16 protein-coding genes are annotated in these 12,973 nt (G+C 60.6%); 5 read left to right on the top strand and 11 right to left on the bottom strand.

Going from position 1 to position 12,973, the window contains the following annotated elements; genetic code table 11:
• Positions 1-116 precede the first annotated feature (116 nt).
• Positions 117-557 carry a hypothetical protein gene (locus tag SR858_RS12375; RefSeq protein ID WP_019921101.1) on the top strand — a complete coding sequence of 147 codons (441 nt, stop codon included), beginning with the start codon at positions 117-119 and terminating at the stop codon, positions 555-557.
• A gap of 5 nt (positions 558-562) precedes the next feature.
• Here the strand turns inward: SR858_RS12375 and ldcA are convergent, their stop codons facing one another.
• From ldcA to queE, 4 genes are all read right to left on the bottom strand, one after another.
• Positions 563-1,483 (bottom strand): muramoyltetrapeptide carboxypeptidase, encoded by a 921-nt coding sequence (gene ldcA, locus SR858_RS12370; RefSeq protein ID WP_019921100.1) that lies wholly within the window; start codon positions 1,481-1,483, stop codon positions 563-565.
• 133 nt (positions 1,484-1,616) lie between these two features.
• Positions 1,617-2,117, bottom strand: coding sequence for a tRNA adenosine(34) deaminase TadA (gene tadA, locus SR858_RS12365; protein ID WP_019921099.1), 501 nt, complete (start codon positions 2,115-2,117; stop codon positions 1,617-1,619).
• Complete coding sequence (queD, locus tag SR858_RS12360) at positions 2,110-2,556, bottom strand: 6-carboxytetrahydropterin synthase QueD (RefSeq protein WP_019921098.1); 447 nt, start codon at positions 2,554-2,556, stop codon at positions 2,110-2,112. Before queD ends, tadA begins: the two co-directional genes overlap by 8 nt.
• Entirely contained in the window at positions 2,556-3,191 is a 636-nt protein-coding gene (gene queE / locus SR858_RS12355; RefSeq protein ID WP_019921097.1) for a 7-carboxy-7-deazaguanine synthase, read from the bottom strand. Before queE ends, queD begins: the two co-directional genes overlap by 1 nt.
• A gap of 201 nt (positions 3,192-3,392) precedes the next feature.
• Between queE and SR858_RS12350 the strand changes: the two genes are divergently transcribed.
• Positions 3,393-4,235, top strand: coding sequence for a sensor histidine kinase (locus SR858_RS12350; RefSeq protein ID WP_019921096.1), 843 nt, complete (start codon positions 3,393-3,395; stop codon positions 4,233-4,235).
• Between the two features lie 70 nt (positions 4,236-4,305).
• Positions 4,306-5,286, top strand: a complete 981-nt coding sequence (locus tag SR858_RS12345; protein ID WP_154819820.1) for a sensor domain-containing diguanylate cyclase — start codon at positions 4,306-4,308, stop codon at positions 5,284-5,286.
• A 15-nt stretch (positions 5,287-5,301) separates the two neighbouring features.
• Here SR858_RS12345 and SR858_RS12340 read toward each other — a convergent pair whose 3' ends face one another.
• The 3 genes from SR858_RS12340 to SR858_RS12330 all read right to left on the bottom strand — a co-directional run bounded on the left by SR858_RS12340 (position 5,302) and on the right by SR858_RS12330 (position 6,656).
• Complete coding sequence (locus SR858_RS12340; protein WP_019921094.1) at positions 5,302-5,550, bottom strand: hypothetical protein; 249 nt, start codon at positions 5,548-5,550, stop codon at positions 5,302-5,304.
• A complete protein-coding gene (locus SR858_RS12335; protein ID WP_019921093.1) occupies positions 5,550-6,335 on the bottom strand; it encodes a DNA/RNA non-specific endonuclease in 786 nt (261 codons plus the stop codon). The genes SR858_RS12340 and SR858_RS12335 overlap by 1 nt, the downstream gene beginning before the upstream one ends.
• A 78-nt stretch (positions 6,336-6,413) precedes the next feature.
• Positions 6,414-6,656 (bottom strand): hypothetical protein, encoded by a 243-nt coding sequence (locus tag SR858_RS12330; protein ID WP_229205120.1) that lies wholly within the window; start codon positions 6,654-6,656, stop codon positions 6,414-6,416.
• A 132-nt stretch (positions 6,657-6,788) separates the two neighbouring features.
• On the opposite strand from SR858_RS12330, the gene SR858_RS12325 reads away from it, so the two are divergent.
• The gene (locus tag SR858_RS12325; RefSeq protein ID WP_040377585.1) at positions 6,789-8,777 is read left to right on the top strand and encodes a diguanylate cyclase domain-containing protein; all 1,989 of its coding nucleotides are present in this window, start codon (positions 6,789-6,791) and stop codon (positions 8,775-8,777) included.
• Between the two features lie 69 nt (positions 8,778-8,846).
• Positions 8,847-10,151 (top strand): NCS2 family permease, encoded by a 1,305-nt coding sequence (locus SR858_RS12320; protein WP_026637152.1) that lies wholly within the window; start codon positions 8,847-8,849, stop codon positions 10,149-10,151.
• Between the two features lie 206 nt (positions 10,152-10,357).
• Here the strand turns inward: SR858_RS12320 and SR858_RS12315 are convergent, their stop codons facing one another.
• The 4 genes from SR858_RS12315 to SR858_RS12305 all read right to left on the bottom strand — a co-directional run bounded on the left by SR858_RS12315 (position 10,358) and on the right by SR858_RS12305 (position 12,865).
• Positions 10,358-10,984, bottom strand: a complete 627-nt coding sequence (locus tag SR858_RS12315) for a hypothetical protein (protein ID WP_154819818.1) — start codon at positions 10,982-10,984, stop codon at positions 10,358-10,360.
• A gap of 731 nt (positions 10,985-11,715) precedes the next feature.
• Positions 11,716-12,075, bottom strand: coding sequence for a transcriptional repressor (locus SR858_RS12310; protein WP_154819817.1), 360 nt, complete (start codon positions 12,073-12,075; stop codon positions 11,716-11,718).
• 50 nt (positions 12,076-12,125) lie between these two features.
• Positions 12,126-12,383, bottom strand: coding sequence for a DUF6966 domain-containing protein (locus tag SR858_RS27755; RefSeq protein ID WP_407654709.1), 258 nt, complete (start codon positions 12,381-12,383; stop codon positions 12,126-12,128).
• A gap of 86 nt (positions 12,384-12,469) precedes the next feature.
• A complete protein-coding gene (locus SR858_RS12305) occupies positions 12,470-12,865 on the bottom strand; it encodes a pentapeptide repeat-containing protein (RefSeq protein ID WP_154819816.1) in 396 nt (131 codons plus the stop codon).
• Positions 12,866-12,973: the final 108 nt, after the last annotated feature.

Genomic DNA, 12,973 nt, shown 5'->3' with positions numbered 1-12,973 from the left:
CCAGGGAGGGTGGCAATACCCTCCATGTCTTTTGGCCCGGCCGCGCAAGCGTCCCGGGCTGTTTTTTTTATAGTGGGAGCCGATATAATCGGCCATCTCAACCTGGAAAGCGCCCGATGAAAGCCTTGTTCGCCCTGTTTGCAGTCTCCGTGTCCACCACCGTCATGGCCGCCGATGCCGATTTGCTGCGGTGCCGTGCGCTGGCCGATGCGCCGGCCAAGCTGGCCTGCTACGACGCCATTCCGGTCGGCGCAGCGGCGCCGGCAGCCCCTGCTTCTGCTGCGAACAGCACTTTCGGTCTGACCGCGGGACAGATGCGCAAGACCGAGCAGGAAGAGTCCGTGGAAAGTGCACTGGTCGGAACGTTCAGCGGCTGGAGGCCGGGCACGACTTTCCGCCTGGCCAACGGCCAGACCTGGCGCGTGGTGGACGACACTTCGGCGTCGCACTATGACCTCAATGCGCCCAAGGTGGTCATCAAGCGCAGTTTCTTCGGCACCTACTTCCTCGACATCGAAGGAGTAAACCAGGCGCCGCGCGTGCGCCGCATCGACTAGAAAACTTACAAGGTGGGATAGTCGGCGATGGTCAGGGTGAAGCCGCGTGGGCTCGAGGTGAGTTGCGCCATGCCGCCGAATGGCAAGGTGGTGTGGCGCCGCACATGGCCCAGCGGCAGGCCGGTGAGCACCGGCAGCGGCAGCGTGGCGCGCACGTAGGCCAGCATGGCCTCGAAGTCGTAGCCGTTCTCGTACGCGCCCAGTTTATAGGCGGTGAACTCACCGAGCACCAGCGCGCGCTGCCGGCCCAGCACGCCGGCCTGCTGCAGCTGCAACAGCATACGCTCCACCCGGTACGGGTGCTCGCCCACGTCTTCCAGGAACAGGATGCCATCATCGATGGTCGGGAAATACGGCGTGCCCAGCAGGCTAACCAGCATCGCCAGGTTGCCGCCCCACAACCGCCCCGCTACCGTGATCTCGGGGTTATCGGACGCGCCGTCGGCCACAGCGCCCAGCACCCGGTGCTGCGGGCCACGCAGGCAATTGAAAAACTCGGCGACCGTGTAGTCATCAAGCTCGGCCGGTGCGAAATCGGCGCAGAACATCGGGCCGGCAAAGCTGATGTGGCCGGTCGCCTGCATCAGGGCCATCTGCAAGGCGGTGAAATCGCTGTAGCCGACGAACAGCTTGCCGCTGTCGGCCAGCAATTGGTAATCGATGTGCGGCAGCAGCCGGGTCATGCCGTAGGAGCCGCGCAAGGCCATCACCACCTTGACCGCCGGGTTGGCGGCGGCGGCGTGCAGCTGCGCCACGCGCGCTTCGTCGGTGCCGCCGAAGCGCTGGTGGCGGGCGGCGTGATCGTAATAGTTATGGACGATAAAGCCCTGCTGCTGCAGGCGGACGATGCCGGCGTCGAGGGCGTCGGCGTCGGGCGCGAGGCCGCTTGGCGCGACAATGGCGATGCCTGTCGGTGGTGGGTTCAAAATGCCTCGGATGGTGACGGAGTGGCCGCCGGCGCGGGCGCGGCCGGCAGGGAAGAATCCACTGCCATCTTACCCCGCAGCCGCATGGCGGACAAGCGAGGCCCGCGCATCACGGCAGGTGGTTGCGCGGCCCTTACTGCGCAGACCCGGCTGCGGCGCGGCGGGCAGCGGCAACTTGCGCGCGACGGGCGGCAAAGAAACGCTTGAGCAGATCGGCGCAGGCATCGGCCAGCACGCCGCCGGTCACCTGCGCATGGTGATTGAGTTGCTCCTGTTCGAACAGGTTGACCACCGAACCGCAGGCGCCCGTCTTGGGGTCAGGCGCGCCGTACACGATTTTCGCCACGCGCGCGTGCATCATGGCGCCCGAGCACATCACGCACGGTTCGAGCGTCACGTACAGCTCGCAGCCGGGCAGGCGGTAGTTGCCCAGCACTTCGGCAGCGGCGCGCAGGGCGACGATCTCGGCATGGGCGGTGGGGTCGTGCTTGCCGATCGGCTGGTTGTAGCCGGTGGCGATCACCACGCCATCCTTGACCACGACCGCGCCCACCGGCACCTCGCCCAGATCCCATGCGTGCTGGGCCTGTTCCAGCGCCAGCTTCATGAAATCGTCATGCAGGGATTCAGGCATCGGTGATCTCGGCCCAGCAGTTCGGGGTTTCGTGCAGCACCAGCTTGTGCAGGCGCAGGCCGGTGCCGAAACGGTCGGTGAACGCTGCCTTGAGGATGCCGAATGCCACGTGGGCCAGGTTTTCCACGGTAGGAATACGGTCGATCACGACGGTCTTGTGGTCGGGCAGGCTGGCCAGGAATTCACGCACCGCCGTGTCCTTCTCATAAACGATGAAGGCGTGGTCCCACACATCGACCAGGTGCTGCTTGGCCAGCGTCTTGACGTCGGAAAAGTCCATGATCATGCCGTTGTCGGAATTGCCTTCGGCGGTGATGATCGCGCCGGTGAGCGTGATTTCCAGCGTGTAGCGGTGGCCGTGCAGGTTGCGGCACTGGCTTTTGTGGTCGGGAATACGGTGGCCGGCGTCGAACTCCAGCTTGCGGGTAATGGTGAGCATTATGGTATCTGTAAAAGTTTATGGGTTTGCAAGCTCAGTTTCCATTTCGGATGGCGCTTGCAGGTCTCGATCGCCAGCGTGGTGTTGAAGGCGGCCAGCGGACCGTCCATCGCCTGCACGTAGAAATGTTCGAAATCGAGGTGTTCGTAGGCAGCGAGGTCCTGGTTGGTTTGCGGAATCACGACTTTCAATTCGCTGCCCCTGGACACCACCAGGGTGGAGCCCACCTTGGGGCTGACGCAAATCCAGTCCACGCCTTCGGGTACCGGCAAGGTGCCATTGGTCTCGATGGCAATCGTAAAACCTTGCGCATGCATGGCGGCGATCAGCGGCGCGTCGAGTTGCAGCAGCGGCTCGCCGCCGGTAAACACCACGTATTTGCTGGCGGGATAACTTTCGGGCCACAGCGCATTGATGGTGGCGGCCAGCTCCTCGGGCGACTTGAACTTGCCGCCGCCTTCACCGTCGGTGCCGACGAAGTCGGTATCGCAAAACTGGCAGATGGCGCTGGCCCGGTCGCTCTCGCGGCCGGTCCACAGGTTACACCCGGAAAAGCGGCAGAACACGGCCGGCCGGCCGGCATGCGCGCCCTCGCCCTGCAAGGTATAGAAAATCTCTTTGATGCTGTAAGTCACGATAGTTCCTGAATGGACAACCCTCGATTATATCGCACGCGTCCGCGGCTGTCCTGATCCGTCACTTTTTCATGCATTGCAGCATGAATTGACATTGCACAAAGATGCAAATAGGCAAGCAAGGTATTTTCTTCGAATCGAGTCCTGCTTTTTTGCAACCAATTTGTCATTGGGAATAACATTCACAGGGAGATACCGGGCATGGAAACCGCTGCACTACTGAATGAAATCGACCTCATCGTGGCGGGCATGTGCCTGCTGGCCGGGTTGACCCTGTCCCTCTGCTGGCGCCAGCGCCACCAGCATATGGCACTGCACCGCCTGCAGGCGCGACTGGAGCGCGAACGCGCCACGCGCGAACAGGCCGAACAAGCGCTGGCCGATACCCGGCGCCAGGTGTGCCACCTGAGCGCCAGCCAGCAATCGCTGCGTGACGCCGAACGGCGCCGCATCGCCCGCGACCTGCACGACGACCTCGGCCAGCACCTGCTCACCCTGGGCATGGAACTGCGCGCACTGGGCGCCAGCCAGCCGGCGCTGGGAGAAATAGTGGACCGGATCGACGGCCATGTCCAGCACACCTTGCGCGCCATGCGCTGCGTGGTGCGCGACTTGCAACCGGAGGCGCTGGAAAACGGCCTGGAGGCGGCCGTCAACGGGCAACTGGCGCAATTTTCGCGCCTCTCCGGCATTCCCTGCCAGCTCGACGTCCAGCCCGAGGTATTCGACAACCGCGATGCCGGCGTTGAAAAAATGATCTACCGCATCCTGCAAGAGTCGCTCAGCAACATCGCCCGCCACGCTCATGCCACCCAGGTCTCGGTGGCGATCGCCCGCGCCGCCAACCGCCTCGACCTGACCGTGCAGGACAACGGCGTCGGCATGCAGGCGCCGCCTCCGTCCGCCTGCCGGACAGGCGTCCGGGTGGGCTTGCGCGGCATCGCCGAGCGCGTTGCCGAGGCGGGCGGGCGTTTCGATGTCGCCAGCACGCCCGGCCAGGGCACGGCGCTGACCATGTCCTTCCCGCTCACCACCATCCATTAAGTCGTTAATCCAGTAGTCCATCCGCCGACCAGCAAAGGACGTCATGAACAGTACGCACAAGGTTTCGCACATGATGTTGCACACTACGGAATTGTCCCAGGCAAACCAGCAGCACGGCTTTGCGCTCAATATGTTGCAATCGCTGGTGATACCGACTTTCGTCATCGATATCGACGGCAAGGTGATCATCTGGAACGCCGCCTGCGAACGCCTGACCGGCGTGCAGGCGTGGGAGGTGCTGGGTACCGACAACCACTGGCAAGCGTTTTACGAAGACCGGCGCCCCACCCTGGCCGACCTGGTGATCGAAGGCAGCCGCCAGCTGGCGACAGGCACAGGCCGGCCGGCGCGCTCCGGCGAAGCCGACGCCAGCCTGGGCTCGCAAAACTGGTGCGACATGCCGCGCGTGGGAAGGCGCCGGTTCCTGGCGGCCGACGCCAGCCCGATACTCGACGCCAGCGGCAAGTTGCTGGCTGTGGTGGAAACCCTGCGCGATGTCACCGACGAAAAACGCGCCCAGGTGGCGCTGGAACAGCTGGCCACCTGCGACGGCCTGACCGGCCTGGCCAACCGCCGCTGCTTCGACAACACCCTGCAAGCGGAGTGGCAGCGCGCACTGCGCCAGCAGCAGCCATTGTCGTTGCTGATGGTGGACGTGGATAATTTCAAGCAGTACAACGATGCCTACGGCCACCTCGGTGGCGACGAATGCCTGCAGCGCATTGCCGCCGCCGTCGCCAACGAGATGCGCACCAACGACCTGGTAGCGCGCTACGGCGGTGAAGAATTCGCGGTGATCCTGCCCAACCAGTCGCTGAAAGGGGCGGCAATCGTGGCGGAACGGATCCGCTGCCGGGTCGAGCAACTGCACCTGCCCAACCTGGGCAGCCAGCCGCACGTGGTGACGGTAAGCATCGGCGCCGCCACCGCCCTGCCCTCGCACGATACCGATCCCAGCCAGTTGGTGGCGACGGCCGATTCGGCGCTGTACCGCGCCAAACACATGGGCCGCAACCGTATCAGCCTGCCCAATAGCGAATTGCTGGCTTGAGCCTTTAGAACGGCCTCAGGCGAACGGGTTGTCCACCGTTTCCACGGTGGGGGGTGGCAACTGCTTCGGCAAGTCCTGCCGCGCTTCCAGATGTTTCACCACGTCGCCCAGCAGGCGGTGCAAGTCGCGGGCACCGGCCAGGCCGGCCTGGTCGGCGGTCAGATCGATGTCGCCGCTGATGGTGATGCGGTCGAGCCGGTTTTCGATGGTGAGACGGCCGATGGTCAGCACGTCCGCTTCGTTGGCATAGGGTTTGAAAGTCATTATTTACTCCGTTCCTTGCGTTGACGCACATTGGGCAGGCGCAGCATCACTTGTTTTTCGCGCGCCGACAACGACGGTAGCAGATCGATGCCGATCCGGCTTTCCAGTTGCGCCACGGTCAGGGTCTCGTAGGTGGCGCCGGCCTTGTTCTCGACAAAATAGGCGCCGCCGGCGCGCTGGCGCGGGCTATACACGAGCTTGTACAAATGGGTGGGTACCAGCACCCTGCCGACTTTTTGCAAGTTGCTGCCGATGAAGGCCGGCCCGGTCAGCACGTAGAGGTCGCCTTCTTTCCTGGCCATGCCGCGCACCACGCCTTCGATGCCTGCCCACAGGTTGCGGTTGATATCGCCATCTTGCGGCACCATATTGGCCAGGGTAAAGCTTTCGCGCTGGGTGCTGCGGTCGGGCATGTCGGCATTGGGCGCCATGTGGCCGCGATCGTAGCCGCTGCGCGCATAGTCGGCCAGCTCGGCGCGGGCAATGGCCGGCAACCGTTTTTCAGCATGGAAAGAGTTCTCGCGCGACAAGTCCTTGGCGGCCTCGAGATTGTCCACCTTCAGATGCTCGGCCGACCACAGCGGCGTGCGGGTGATGCCGGAATGCATGACACCAAACACGCCGTAGCAGAGTTCGGTGGTAGCTGCTTCCATCTTGCGATTGAGAATTTCAGGGGGACGGCCATCGACATAATGGGTCGGGCATTGGCTGGCGGCTGCCAGGCTGGCGGCCAGCAGGCCACCGGCAACGAACACGGCGGCGGCCGAACGCTGGATCAAATTCATTGAGAAGGCGGAAAATATTGTGAGGCAGGATACTAGCAAAAAAATGGCCGGTTCCCCAAGGGACCGGCCATTTTTTTGTCACGACGCTTTGGCACGCCGTACCGTGTTTCGTCGGCGATAACCGGTGCCGGTGCGACCGCCTTGCGGTTCCTTGGTCTCGCCGGCGTCGGCGCGCTGCTGGTTGACGATGCGGGCGGCGACTTCCTCCTCGTGGCCAGGGTAGCGGCCCTCCTGCTTGAACTTCTGTTCCAGTTCCTTGAATTCGCGCTCGCGCTTGGGGTTGGCGCCTCTGGGCATGTCGTACTCCTTAAACATTCGCATGGCCTATCCTAATGAATGCTGAGCGCGGAAGTCGCACGACTGCCGACACTATTGCCACACTACACCAGCGCTTGCTGGTGTAACTCTGTCTCCTATGCAATACTAGGTTCAGCCCCCCTCGAAAAGCGCACCATGGACGTAGCCGTCATCCTGCCACGGAGTCTCAAGTTTCGCATGACCCTGGTCGTGATTTTGCTGGTGCTGGCCGCCACCATGATCGTGACGTGGGTGGCGCTGGTACTGGCGGAGCGCGACATGAAAGCCATTATCGGCAACCAGCAATTTGCATTGCTGTCATCATCGGCTGCCCAGATCGACGCGCAATTGAACGCCAAAAAGCTGCTGCTGGCCAGCCTGGCCGAAGACTTGCCGCCGGCAGCCACCGCCAGCGCGGCAGACATGCTCGAGTTCGTCAACCGCCACCCGATCGCGCGGCGCGAGTTTCGCAACCTGGTCATCTACAACCGGCAGGGCGACCTGCTGCACACCCAGGGCCAAGGCGTGGCCACGCTTGACACCAGCGCCTCGCTGCGCGCCTACCTGGCCAAGGTGCTGGCAGACGGCAAGGCCATCGTTTCGCCGCCCTACAAGAGCGTGATGACCGGCGCGCCGGCAGTGGTGATCATGCAACCGGTGAAAGACGCTGAAGGCCGTGCCACCATGATGCTGGGCGGCAGCCTCGATCTTGCGGACTCCAGCATGCTGGAACAGGTGGCCGGGCAACGATCGGGACGCACCGGTTACTCGTTCATCTTCACCACCCGCGGCATCCTGGTCCAGCACCCGGACCGCGCGTTGCTGCTCGAAGACGTGACCAAGCGTGACAACCTCAATCTTGGCATGCAACGGGCGCTGGAAGGGTTCGAAGGCTGGACCGAGGCGACTGGACAAGATGGCACGCCCAGCATCTATTCCTATAAGCGCTTGCGCAGCGCGGACTGGATCGTCGGCGCCCGCTACCCGGTCGATGAGGCATTTGCACCGATGATCGCCATGCGCCACAAGGGCATGCTGGCAGCGGCCGCGTTTGCGGCCATGGCCGGCGTGATGGCCTGGCTGGCGGTCCGCGCCATGTTGCGCCCGCTGAGCTTGCTGCGCCAGCACATCGGCGAGATCCGCAACGGCAGCGCCGACATCGGCGTGTTGCAACCGTGCCGCCCCGACGAGATCGGCGACCTGGCCGGCGCATTCCACGAGCTGATGGCCGAGCGCGAAGCGGCGCAAAAGGCGGTGCGCGACAGCGAAGCGCTGATCAGCAGCATCCTCGAGCGGGCGCCGGACGCATTTGTCAGCTGCGCGGCCGACGGCGCCATCACTAACTGGAACGAAGCGGCCGAACGCACGTTCGGCTGGCGCCGTGCCGAAGCGCTGGGCCGCGATATCGCCGAACTGATCGTGCCGCCGGCCATGCGCGGCGCGCACCAGGCCGGCATGCAGGCGTTTGGCGAAGGCCGCATGGGGCGCCTGATCAACGCGCGGGTGCGCATCACCGCCCTGCACCGCGACGGCCACGAAGTGCCGGTCGAACTGTCGGTCGGCTCGATCCGCCATGGCGGCGCCTACTATGCCACGGCGTTTTTGCACGACATCACCGAACGGGTGGCGTTCGAAGAGCGGCTGACCCAACTGGCCCGCATCGATCCGCTGACGGGCATTGCCAACCGCCTGTACTTCGAGGAAGTGCTGCAACAGGCCGTGGTGCGGGCGCGCCGCAACCGCATGCCGCTCGCGCTGGCCTATCTCGACATCGACCGCTTCAAATCCATCAACGACAGCCTGGGCCACGCCGCCGGCGACGCCGTGCTGTGCGAATTCGCCACCCGCCTGGGCGCCAACGTGCGCGCGGCCGATACGGTGGCGCGCATTGCCGGCGACGAATTCGTCATCATCTTCGAGCAGGTGGACCAGGCCGACGAAGCGGCGCGGATGGCGCAAAAAATCGTCGCCGCGATCCGGGTGCCATTCACCGTGGACGGCGCGCCCTTGCTGGTCACCACCAGCATCGGCATCGCCTTGCTCGACGGCGACGACCTGGCCCCAGCCGCGCTGGTGGCGCGCGCCGACGCCGCGCTGTACCAGGCCAAGCGTCAGGGTCGCGACGGCTACGCGCTGGCCCCATGAAAAAAAGATAGCCCATCCGTGCTATTGTTCGCCCTCGCAAAAAAACCGCCGCTACCGCAGGAGCCCCCCGTGTCCTCTCATCAGTCCCCGATTTCCCGATTTTTCCAGCTCCCCGAGCATGGCAGCAACGTACGCACCGAGGTGGTGGCCGGCATTACCACCTTCCTGACGATGGCCTACATTATCTTCGTCAACCCCACCATCCTCGGCGACGCCGGCATGCCGCGCGACGCGGTGTTCGTGGCCACCTGCGTGGCCGCCGCCATCGGCAGCCTGATCATGGGCCTGTATGCCAACTACCCGATCGGCATGGCGCCCGGCATGGGCCTGAACGCCTATTTCGCCTACGCCGTGGTGCTGGGCATGGGCGTGCCGTGGCAATCGGCGCTGGGCGCGGTCTTCATTTCCGGCTGCCTGTTCTTCCTGGTCAGCATTTTTAAGGTGCGCGAGCACATCGTCAACGGCATCCCGCACTCGTTGCGGGTGGCTATCACCGTGGGCCTCGGACTTTTCCTGGCCCTGATCGCCATGAAAAGCTCGGGCCTGGTGGTCGGCAGCCCCGCCACCCTGGTCACGGTAGGCGACATGCATAATCCGCACACCATCATGGCCGTGTTCGGCTTCCTGCTGATCGTCACCCTGGACCGCCTGAAAGTGCCGGGGGCTTTGCTGATCGGCATCGTTGCCGTCACCGTGCTCAGTTTTTTCTTCGGCGGCAATACCTTCAACGGCTTCATGTCGCTGCCGCCATCGATCGCACCGACCTTCTTCCACCTCGACCTGTCCGGCGCCCTGTCGATCGGCTTGTTCAACGTGGTGCTGGTGTTCTTCCTGGTGGAATTGTTCGACGCCACCGGCACCCTGATGGGCGTGGCCAGCCGCGCCGGCCTGCTGGTCGGCGGCAAGATGGCGCGCCTGAACAAGGCGCTGATGGCCGACAGCGGCGCCATCCTGGCCGGCTCCATGTTGGGCACGTCCAGCACCACCGCCTACCTGGAGAGCGCGGCCGGCGTGCAGGCCGGTGGCCGCACGGGCCTGACCGCCGTGGTGGTCGCGGCACTGTTCCTGGCCGCCCTGTTCTTCGCGCCGATCGCCCGCGTGGTACCCGCCTACGCTACCGCGCCCGCGCTGCTGTTTGTCGCGTGCCTGATGCTGCGCGACCTGGTGGAGGTCGACTGGACCGAGACCACCGAAAGCGTGCCGGCCGCCATCACCGCGCTGGTGATTCCGTTTACCTATTCAATCGCGCACGGCATCGCCTTCGGCTTCATCACCTACGCCGGCCTCAAGCTACTGACCGGCCAGGCGCGCCAGGTCAAGCCGGTGGTGTGGATTATCGCCGTGGTATTCCTGGTCAAGTACAGCTACACATGATATGGCTGTGGATGAGCTATAAGGTTTGACACCAGCGCTGGTATGAAGTCGGATTTCTTAAATACTCTGCGAACGCATTCATGCATGCCACTGACGGGTTCGGAAGCGCAGGAGTTACGCTAGCTGGGTATTAATTTTTGGGTAATTTGCAGAATTAGCGGAATATTGCGAATGACTGTTTTCGCCCCTTAGCTGAAGTACGCAGATTATTTTCCCACTCTCTCGATGGTGTTGAGAAGTTGAATGATAGACTTTTCACTTCTTTGTAAATCAATTAAAGACGAGAATTTGGTGTGCGTCTCCAATCTTCGCATCAACTCGATTAATTGCCCATTCTGAGAATTCGGCTCCGGAGACCAAGCCCACGCGCAATCTCCCTTCCCCGTCGAAAGCACGTAAGCGGTCCCATCCAATCCCGTCCTGCCCGATTGTGTTGCTTCAGTAATAGCTTTTGAGTACGCACGCCCAATACGTTGCGCTGTATCTGAGCTTAATGGAGCGCTTCTTGATTTCGCCACCGTTCTGGGCTTGGTAAAGTCCATGCGGCCATTTCCTTTACGGTCAACCACATACGAATCGCCCCAGAACGATGTTTGAAACTCCACAAAGTAGACCTTGGATGCGACTAACCGCAACCCAGATTCAGCCTGAAATGATGGAAAAGTTGTTAGCTGAAGTGAAGAAGGTACGGCAACAGCATCATCAATGACTTTGTTGACGCCGACATGGTAGGCATCAATGAAATCTTTTCGACATGGCTCAAGTGAGCTTTGCGCTAACGCAGTGCTTTGAAAGAAAGCTAAAAAGATGAGCTGAGCAAGGCGGTTCTTCATAAGGCTGGAATTGATGAATAAAGTATCGATTCTCGATTAAGCACGACATTCCGCTTTTGGCCAATTCCTGACGCGAGCTTCTTTCACAGCATCAAGGTTCACTGTTGCGTTCTATTTACGAGAAACCAAATAGTCCATGACAAATAATGCACTTACCTGCGTAGCTCCACACAGCATAAGAAAAGTGAGGCCAGCAGACGGCCCATCAATAAAAATACTGAGACTTTCACAGAGTGGCTCAAGCGCAAGAGATGCCGGGATTGTGACAAAAAAGAGTAAAAGTTCGGGCAATAGGTGTTCGCCCACCGATTTAGAAAAACGAATATGAGAGTACCAAGCGAAGCTAGCCGAAAAAAAAAAGACGATCAAGGAATAAAACCACCCGATTATACGAAATACTTTCAGAACATCCTATATTTTTTAAACAGTCCTGGAGCATACGCTTTTGGCCGTTATCGGCCAAGCCATAATGCCCATCTACCAGACAGCGAAGTAAGTATGAAGTAGTTCGCCAATACGGTGATGACTGTGTCGTACAAGCTAAAACCTGTCCAAAGCTGCGTATAATACCTAAGTGCCATCATGCGATTAAAGAAGTAGCCAAATGCTACCCACAATAAAGCTGCTCCCCCGACGACGCAAAGCATCCAGCGATGAATATTCTCGAGCTTCATTTCCAGTACCTCGCTTTCAAGTGACCGGCCGCTTCTGGCCGGTTGCGGCGGTGATGGTCAGACATGTAGCAGCAATCCTGATTTCCCCCTGAAAATAACTTCCAAAGTCTCTCTAATTTCAGCTATGTCTACGCTCTCGGGATGAAATTCGATAGAATATTCATGATGGCCGTCGAGCGATTGTGTTCCTGCATCGTTTAGCCGAACAAGAATTCCAGTTTTTGAGAGCGTTACGTTAACCTCATCATAACAGCTGAGTTGGTCCGAAACCATGACTTCAATGCAGTCGGATTCGACAGCACGAGACAGGGAAAACCAGTGTGCAGTATTCGCGTCACGCACCCAGACATGAGCCATGCCCTCATATTCTGCGTCTGCCGCAGAGGCAAATACCACACCATACAATTTCTTAGTCATCGCGGCCTGCAAATGTTCTCCATGAATGTCCGTTCCTGGCCGGAATCGGCCTAGCTACTACTTGGTCCATTCAGACTATTTAAGCATAGCCTCTTGAGTTGGGAGCGTAGCAAATCAAATCTGTTGTTCTCTTCAATCAGAGGGCGTCCACCCGACGTAAGAACAACGTCATTGATAGACCCCATTCCGCCATAACTGGCCAGTATCCGGCGTGCGGTCTCGTCAGGAGAAACTACGATGTAGTTGGCGAGCTTTTCATATGCCTTGCCCCAGTCCGTATCATAATAAGCCCGCAAGAGCGACGCCATTTCGAGCAGCACAGTTTGAACATTTTCTTGCATAAGCTTTTGGACGATAGTTGAAGGGCTGCTTGTGGCCGAACTCGGGCATCAGCTTACCAGTTCCAAGACGGCAGTTCAACGTTCTCGCCAAGCTCACAGCCGTAGAAGGTTGCGCCACGGACTTTCACCTCCGATAGTGTCGCACCATTTGTTTTTATCGACTCGATTGCGGCAAGTTCGAGGATTGCACCAGTGAGGTCCGCGGCTGAAAAATTAACACATTTAAGATTACATCCTCTAAAGCTTACGCCGCGCAAGCTCGCTCTAGAAAAATCAGCGTCGAAAAACCAAGAATGCTTTTCGAAGTCAGCACCATCCAGTTTGATTCCAACAAGGGACTCGCCGCTCAAGTCGGTATTCGGAAAATAGCGCTCTCCAGCAGCATATCGCAGTTCAAGCTGAGCTCGGTTTTCAGGTGGCGTGTAGCCTTCGGTTGAACGCGAATTCATATAAAAACTTTCTATAACGACTTGCTGCTTTTGGCCGAAAACGGTCTAGCGTGGCGAGCCCTCACAGGACGATTTCTCACCGTTCCATCGCCCGCCACTATCTAGGCA

It is taken from the genome of Duganella zoogloeoides (assembly GCF_034479515.1).
Classification (GTDB): Bacteria; Pseudomonadota; Gammaproteobacteria; order Burkholderiales; family Burkholderiaceae_D; genus Rugamonas; species Rugamonas zoogloeoides.
Note: the sequence above shows the minus strand (reverse complement) of the source record. Positions and strands in the feature narration are given on the sequence as shown.

Excerpts from the sequence above, each read along its gene's own strand:
- SR858_RS12315 (WP_154819818.1), bottom strand. The coding sequence starts at position 10,984 with ATGAAGAACCGCCTTGCTCAGCTCATCTTTTTAGCTTTCTTTCAAAGC.
- SR858_RS12345 (WP_154819820.1), top strand. The coding sequence starts at position 4,306 with ATGATGTTGCACACTACGGAATTGTCCCAGGCAAACCAGCAGCACGGC.
- SR858_RS12340 (WP_019921094.1), bottom strand. The coding sequence starts at position 5,550 with ATGACTTTCAAACCCTATGCCAACGAAGCGGACGTGCTGACCATCGGC.
- SR858_RS12335 (WP_019921093.1), bottom strand. The coding sequence starts at position 6,335 with ATGAATTTGATCCAGCGTTCGGCCGCCGCCGTGTTCGTTGCCGGTGGC.
- SR858_RS12375 (WP_019921101.1), top strand. The coding sequence starts at position 117 with ATGAAAGCCTTGTTCGCCCTGTTTGCAGTCTCCGTGTCCACCACCGTC.
- SR858_RS12350 (WP_019921096.1), top strand. The coding sequence starts at position 3,393 with ATGGAAACCGCTGCACTACTGAATGAAATCGACCTCATCGTGGCGGGC.
- tadA (WP_019921099.1), bottom strand. The coding sequence starts at position 2,117 with ATGCCTGAATCCCTGCATGACGATTTCATGAAGCTGGCGCTGGAACAG.
- SR858_RS12310 (WP_154819817.1), bottom strand. The coding sequence starts at position 12,075 with ATGACTAAGAAATTGTATGGTGTGGTATTTGCCTCTGCGGCAGACGCA.
- SR858_RS12305 (WP_154819816.1), bottom strand. The coding sequence starts at position 12,865 with ATGAATTCGCGTTCAACCGAAGGCTACACGCCACCTGAAAACCGAGCT.
- SR858_RS27755 (WP_407654709.1), bottom strand. The coding sequence starts at position 12,383 with ATGGCGTCGCTCTTGCGGGCTTATTATGATACGGACTGGGGCAAGGCA.
- SR858_RS12330 (WP_229205120.1), bottom strand. The coding sequence starts at position 6,656 with ATGCGAATGTTTAAGGAGTACGACATGCCCAGAGGCGCCAACCCCAAG.
- queD (WP_019921098.1), bottom strand. The coding sequence starts at position 2,556 with ATGCTCACCATTACCCGCAAGCTGGAGTTCGACGCCGGCCACCGTATT.
- SR858_RS12325 (WP_040377585.1), top strand. The coding sequence starts at position 6,789 with ATGGACGTAGCCGTCATCCTGCCACGGAGTCTCAAGTTTCGCATGACC.